Genomic DNA, 6074 nt, shown 5'->3' on the forward strand with positions numbered 1-6074 from the left:
GTCAGTTTCCCGGGTCGGTGATGAAGCCAAGCTTGGCGATGCCCGCGCCTTGTACCGCATTCATGACCTGCCCAACGGCGGCAAAGTCGCTTTGTGCGTCGCCGCGTATGTGCACCTCGGGCTGGGGTTGCTGCGCAGAAAACTTCTTTAAACGCTCACGCAAATCGGTCGCGTCTTTCATCGGCGTGTCGTACAAAAAAATCTGCCCGGATTTGTTCACCGAGATGATCAGGTTTTCTGGCAAGGTTTGGCGCAGCTGGTTTTTTTCTTGCGGCAAGTCGACCTGGATGGAGGTGGTCACCACCGGGATCGTGATCAGGAAAATGATCAACAGCACCAGCATCACGTCCACCAGGGGCGTGGTGTTGATGGTGCTCATGATGTCGTCTTCTGACTCGGTGCCGATGTGCATGGCCATGGCCTTGTCTCCAGTTGGGGGTGTTCAGTTTTTGCCAGAAGACAAGAGCACGGCGTGCAGCTCGGCCCCAAAGGCGTTGACCTCTTCCATCAGCGCCTTGTTGCGGCGCACCAGCCAGTTGTAGCCCAAGACTGCGGGCACAGCCACGGCCAAGCCGATGGCGGTCATGATCAAGGCCTCGCCCACCGGGCCGGCCACCTTGTCGATGCTGGCCTGGCCCGACATGCCGATCTTGACCAAGGCGTGGTAGATGCCCCAGACGGTGCCAAACAGGCCCACAAACGGGGCGGTGGAGCCCACCGTGGCCAGCACCGCCAGGCTGTCTTGCAGGCGGTTTTGCACGGTGCTCAGGGCGCGTTGCAGGCTCATGCTGAGCCAGATGTTGAGATCCACGCCAATGCGCAGGCCCTCGTGCCGGTTGGCGCTTTCCAGCCCTTTTTCGGCGATGAAGCGGTAGGGACTGGCGGCATCCAGTGCCTCGGTGGCTTGGCGCAGGTTGGCCGAGGTCCAAAAGTCAGCTTGTGCCGTCAAGCCCTGTTTGTGCATGCGCGCTTGCGCGGTGAATTTGGCGAAGATGACATACCAGCTGCCCACACTCATTAGCACCAAGATCAACAGTGTGATTTTGGCCACGGCATCGCCCTGCGCCCACAGCGCGCCCAAGCCATAGGGGTTGTCTGTCTGCGGGCTGGCTTGGGCCGCGTTGTCCATCTGCGGTGTGGCGGGCGCGGCGGCGTTGGCCGTGTCACTCAGCGCGGCCGGGGCAGCGGGGCTCATGCCGACAGCAATTGGCGCGGTGGGCGTGTTGGCCCCCGCTGTGCCGCTGAGCAAGGCGATCGACAGGCCCAGGCAAATCAGGGCGAAGTGAAGGGGGGTGCGCATCGGGTGGAACTCCTTGAATGGGGGGCGATGGTTGTGGCTCACTCCAAGCGCCAGGTGTATTTCATGCTGGCCCAAGAGGACTCGGGACGGCCGTCGATGGTGGCAGGTTGGAAGCGGCATTGGGACAAGCCCGCCAGGGCGGCCTCGTCTAGGCGTTTGAAGCCCGAGCTTTTTTCGATCTCGGATTGGAGCACTTGACCCTCTGCACTGACCAAAAAGCGCAAGCTTACAGTGCCTTCTTCCTCCATGCTCCTGGAGGCACTGGGGTATTCGGGCTTGACACATTGCGCTGCGCTGACGCTCGCGGCGGTGCGCGTGGGTGGTGCGGGTCGCGCTGCAAGCGATGGCAGCTTTGGTGCAGGTGTTGGTGCTGGTGCAACAGAGGGCGGGGCAGGGGGGGCGGGCGTGTTTGGCGCGGCAGTGATGGCCTGAGTGGGCGCGTTGCGGGTCGTCACGTCCACCTCTGCCGGCGGCACCAGGGCGGGCACCAGGGCGGGCACCAGGGCGGACGGCGGGGCCTGCGGCTGGGGCACCGGCGGCGCTGGTGTTTGGGGCGGCGCTGGCGCTGGTGCAGGGGGTGGGGGTGGGGCTTTCAGTGGCGGTGTGGGTGCGATTTTGGGCGTGGGCAAAGGGGCAGGGGGTGGGGGCTGCAAAGACATGGGCAGCAGCTTGGCTTGCACCACCTCGGGCATTTGGCGGGGCGTATCGCGTGCGCTGAGCTGACTCAAACCCGACTGCAGGGCCCAAAACACCCCCATGTGCAGCAGCACGACCAGAACCAAGCCCCAGGGCTTGTATTCGGTGCGCTTGAGCAGATAAATGGACCCCGGCATGCTGGCGGTGTTGGCTGGTGAATTCGTCAAAGCGCGTATTTTGCGGGATAACAGCCCCGGCCAGACCCTTCAGAGGCCAATCTGCAGGGCTATGGGCCGGGCAATGTCTCGGTCACGGTTGATCCGGCCCCATGAAGTTGGCGCAGCCATGGGGTTCAAATTTGTGCCATCTCGGGCAAAGACCTGGCGCGCATGGAGAATTCGCCATGCTCCCAGTCGGCCACCACCGGCAAGCGCAGTGCATCGCGCACCAACTCACCGCGCGAACTGCCACGGTGCTGTGGATGGGGCCCCGGATGCAAGGTCCAAATGAGGGCGCTGTCGCCCAACGGCACCGCCCAGCAGCTGTGCAGTTGAGCGGGTTTGACGTCTTGGGCAGCAGAGCTTAGCCGGGGCAATGGGGCGCAGCGCGCGCAGGCCAAGGCGGCGGTCAGGGCGGCGGTCAGTGCGGCCAGGCCCCAAAAGAGCGACAGGGCGCTGCGGCCAGCCTCAGGCTGTGCATGAGTGATCGTCTTGTTTGGAAGCTCATGTTTTGACCTGGGCTGCCGCTGCCGCATCGGCTGCACGTTGTGCAAATTCAGCCCGCAGCGCTTTGAGCTTTTCGCGCGGGTCTTCTTTGGTGGTGTTTTCGTCCAAGCGCATTTCTGCAATGAATCGGCTGGGCAGGGCGGCCACGGTTTCGCGGCCTTTTTTGCGGCGTTGGGTCCAGCTCACGGCCAGGCTGCGCTGGGCCCGGGTGATGCCCACGTACATCAGGCGGCGCTCTTCTTGCAGGCGCAACAAAATGCCCTCTTGGCTGGCCCCTTCGGTGGTGTTGTCATCGCCCAGTTTGAAAGGCAGCAGGCCCTCGTTCACACCCACCAGCATCACGTGCGGCCACTCCAAGCCCTTGGAGGCGTGCAGGGTAGACAGGGTCACCACGTTTTGGTCTTTTTCGCGTTCGCTCAGGGTGGAGATCAGCGAGATGGTTTGCGCCACATCGAGCAGGTTCTTGATTTCGGCGGCTTCCACGCCGGTTTGTGCGCCGGTGGCGTCGTCGATCTCACCGCCGCAGCGCCCGGCCATCCAGTCACAAAACTCCAACACATTGGTCCAGCGGGCGCTGGCCACTTTGTCGTTGTCCTCGCCGTCGTACAGGTGCGACTCGTAGCCAATTTCTTTCAGCCACGCCAACAAGAAAGCCAGCGCGTCGGTTTTGCCTAAAGTGTGGCGGGCGCGGTGCTCCAAGTCGTTGATGTAGCGGCCAAACTCGTGCAGTCCGGTGATGGCACGGGCATTGACGGCGCTGGGCAAGCTGCCCGCCAACAGCGACTCGAACAGGCTGAGTTTGTACTGCGTGGCAAAGCTGCCCAGCTGGCCCAGCGTCTGGTGGCCAACGCCGCGTTTGGGGCTGGTGATGGCGCGCAAAAACGCCGGGTCGTCGTCGTTGTTGATCCACAGCCGAAACCAGGCGCACAGGTCTTTGATCTCGGCTTTGTCAAAAAAGCTCTGCCCGCCCGACACCTTGTAAGGGATGTTGGCGCGGCGCAGGGCCTGCTCAAACGGCCGGGCCATGTGGTTGGCGCGGTACAGCACCGCAAAGTCCTTGAACTCGCGGTGTTTCGATTCGAGGGAATGCCCGCTGCGAATCGACTGGATGCGGGCAATCGCCCGGTCCGCCTCGTGCTCTTCGTTCACGGCGACGACCACGCGCACCGGCTCGCCCTCGCCCAATTCAGAAAACAAGGTCTTGGGGTAGAGCTTGGGGTTGGGCTCGATCACATGGTTGGCCGCCCGAAGAATAGCGCTGGTGGAGCGGTAGTTTTGCTCCAGCTTGATCACTTTGAGCTTCGGAAAATCCTCTGGCAGGCGTTTGAGGTTGTCCAGCGTCGCGCCGCGCCAGCCGTAGATCGACTGGTCGTCGTCACCCACCGCCGTGAAGCGGGCGCGCTCACCCACCAAGAGTTTCAGCACCTCGTATTGGGTGGCGTTGGTGTCTTGGTACTCGTCCACCAGCACATGGCCCATCTTGGCCTGCCAGCGCTCGCGCACCTCGGGGTAATCGGCCAGCAACTTCAAAGGCAGGCCAATCAGGTCGTCAAAGTCCACACTTTGGTAAGCCGTCAAGCGTTCTTGGTACAGCGCCATGATGCGGGCGATCACCCGGGCGTTGTCGTCGGGCGCTTGGGCAGCGGCCTGCTCGGCGTTCAGCCCCATGTTCTTCCACAGGCTGATGGTCCACTGCCACTGGCGGGCGGTGGCCGCGTCGGTGGTGCCGCCGCAGTCCTTCAAGATGCTGGTCACATCGTCCGCGTCCATGATGCTGAACTGGGGCTTGAGCCCCAGCACCGCGCCGTCTTCGCGCATGATGCGCACGCCTAAAGCGTGGAAGGTACAGATCAGCACGTCCTTGGCGCCTCGGCCTATCAATTGCTTGGCCCGCTCGCGCATCTCGGCGGCCGCTTTGTTGGTGAAGGTGATGGCCGCAATGCGCTTGGGCTCCAGCCCCGCCTCGATCAGCCGGCCAATCTTGTGTGTGATCACCCGCGTCTTGCCCGAACCCGCCCCGGCCAGCACCAGGCAGGGGCCAGAGACGAAGTTCACGGCCTCGAGTTGGGCGTTGTTGAGTCCGGCGGACATGGGGGAACAGAGACTTGTGAGCCGCTCAGCACAGCACCGGAACGCCGGCTTGCCGCGCTGCAGCGTTCAGCTGAGCATCCAGTGTGGTCAGTGGCAGGCTTTTTCGCAGAGCCAACTCCAGGTAGGCCGCGTCGTAAGCGCTCAGGCTGTAGCGCCGGGCCAGATCCAGGGTGTCGTGCAAAGCCCGCAGGCTGGTCTCAGCATCGGTGCTGATGTCAAGTGCCTCCAGCAAAGTCACAAATGTCGAGGCTTGGGCTTGGGTGATCTTTTCTTGCCGCAGGCACTTGGCCATCACATTGGCGGCTTCCAGGTGCCACAGCGAGGGCACCTGGGCCCCTGTGTCTTGCAAGCGGTCCAGCACTTGCTGGGCCATGGCCAAACCGGCTGGGTTGCTTTGTGGCAGCAGCCACAGCATGGCCACCGAGTTGTCGAGCACAAAACTCATGCTCGGCCTTCGCGAATCAGTGCTGCCAAATCCAGATGTGCGCCTGCACCGCCGTCATGCTGCTGGTGGGTGAAAGCACGCATCTTGGCCACGGCTTCGGCGCGTTGTTGGTCGAGCGCATCGACTGGCACCAAGCGCGCCACGGTGACGCCACGCACCGAGATGTCAAATGTTTGCCCAGCTTGCACCTGGCGCAAAAACTGCGGCAAGTGGGTCTTGGCCTCATAGGCGCCGATGGTTTGGATCGTCATGGTGAACGGCTTTCTGCAGGAGTGGGCTTGATTGTAGACCAGTTTAATAGACTGGTTTGTTGGATTGATGTTCCGGTCAGAGCGCATTTCCCAATCGTCTAGACTGAGAGGGCGTTCAATGGCTTCATCCGCGCCGTTCCGGTCAGAGCGCATTTCCCAATCGTCTAGACTCGCAAGCTCAAAGTTATGGGTCAGCGTTACGTTCCGGTCAGAGCGCATTTCCCAATCGTCTAGACTATCGGGGGCCATCCCAACTGGCAAGCAATAGTTCCGGTCAGAGCGCATTTCCCAATCGTCTAGACTGCGATTCTCAATCCACTAAAGCCTTGATGAGTTCCGGTCAGAGCGCATTTCCCAATCGTCTAGACTTGGATGTGATGCGCCAAGGCATCAAACAGGTTCCGGTCAGAGCGCATTTCCCAATCGTCTAGTAGTTCGTTCCATCAATACAGTTACTAAATAGATGATAATCGACATGCTTCTTCTTCAACTCATGAAGGCGGTGATCATGGCGAGAAAATCTGAACGGCCGTCGTTGGTGCTGACGCAAGAACAGCGGGCCACGCTCCAAGAACTTGCTGCATCGCGGGTGGCGGCCACTCGCGAGGTGGAACGCGCCAAGGTGA

General features: G+C 61.8%; 7 protein-coding genes and 1 CRISPR repeat array. All 7 genes read right to left on the reverse strand.

Features of this window, described 5'->3' with window-relative positions; genetic code table 11:
* Position 1 precedes the first annotated feature (1 nt).
* Positions 2–418 (reverse strand): ExbD/TolR family protein, encoded by a 417-nt coding sequence (locus ACIQ39_RS02065; protein ID WP_396432947.1) that lies wholly within the window; start codon positions 416–418, stop codon positions 2–4.
* A gap of 24 nt (positions 419–442) precedes the next feature.
* Positions 443–1300, reverse strand: coding sequence for a MotA/TolQ/ExbB proton channel family protein (locus ACIQ39_RS02070; RefSeq protein WP_396432948.1), 858 nt, complete (start codon positions 1298–1300; stop codon positions 443–445).
* A 38-nt stretch (positions 1301–1338) separates the two neighbouring features.
* On the reverse strand, positions 1339–2163 hold the full coding sequence (locus ACIQ39_RS02075; protein ID WP_396432949.1) for an energy transducer TonB: 825 nt from the start codon (positions 2161–2163) through the stop codon (positions 1339–1341).
* Between the two features lie 125 nt (positions 2164–2288).
* Positions 2289–2468 (reverse strand): hypothetical protein, encoded by a 180-nt coding sequence (locus ACIQ39_RS02080; protein ID WP_396432950.1) that lies wholly within the window; start codon positions 2466–2468, stop codon positions 2289–2291.
* Between the two features lie 190 nt (positions 2469–2658).
* Positions 2659–4752 (reverse strand): ATP-dependent helicase, encoded by a 2094-nt coding sequence (locus tag ACIQ39_RS02085; protein ID WP_396432951.1) that lies wholly within the window; start codon positions 4750–4752, stop codon positions 2659–2661.
* 25 nt (positions 4753–4777) lie between these two features.
* Positions 4778–5197: a type II toxin-antitoxin system VapC family toxin gene (locus ACIQ39_RS02090; RefSeq protein WP_396432952.1), complete on the reverse strand. Its 420-nt coding sequence runs from the start codon at positions 5195–5197 to the stop codon at positions 4778–4780.
* Positions 5194–5448 (reverse strand): type II toxin-antitoxin system Phd/YefM family antitoxin, encoded by a 255-nt coding sequence (locus ACIQ39_RS02095; protein WP_396432953.1) that lies wholly within the window; start codon positions 5446–5448, stop codon positions 5194–5196. Before ACIQ39_RS02095 ends, ACIQ39_RS02090 begins: the two co-directional genes overlap by 4 nt.
* 69 nt (positions 5449–5517) lie before the next feature.
* Positions 5518–5882: a CRISPR direct-repeat array (repeat unit 36 nt; unit sequence GTTCCGGTCAGAGCGCATTTCCCAATCGTCTAGACT).
* Positions 5883–6074 lie beyond the last annotated feature (192 nt).

Source organism: Limnohabitans sp. (assembly GCF_044361645.1).
Classification (GTDB): Bacteria; Pseudomonadota; Gammaproteobacteria; order Burkholderiales; family Burkholderiaceae_C; genus Limnohabitans_A.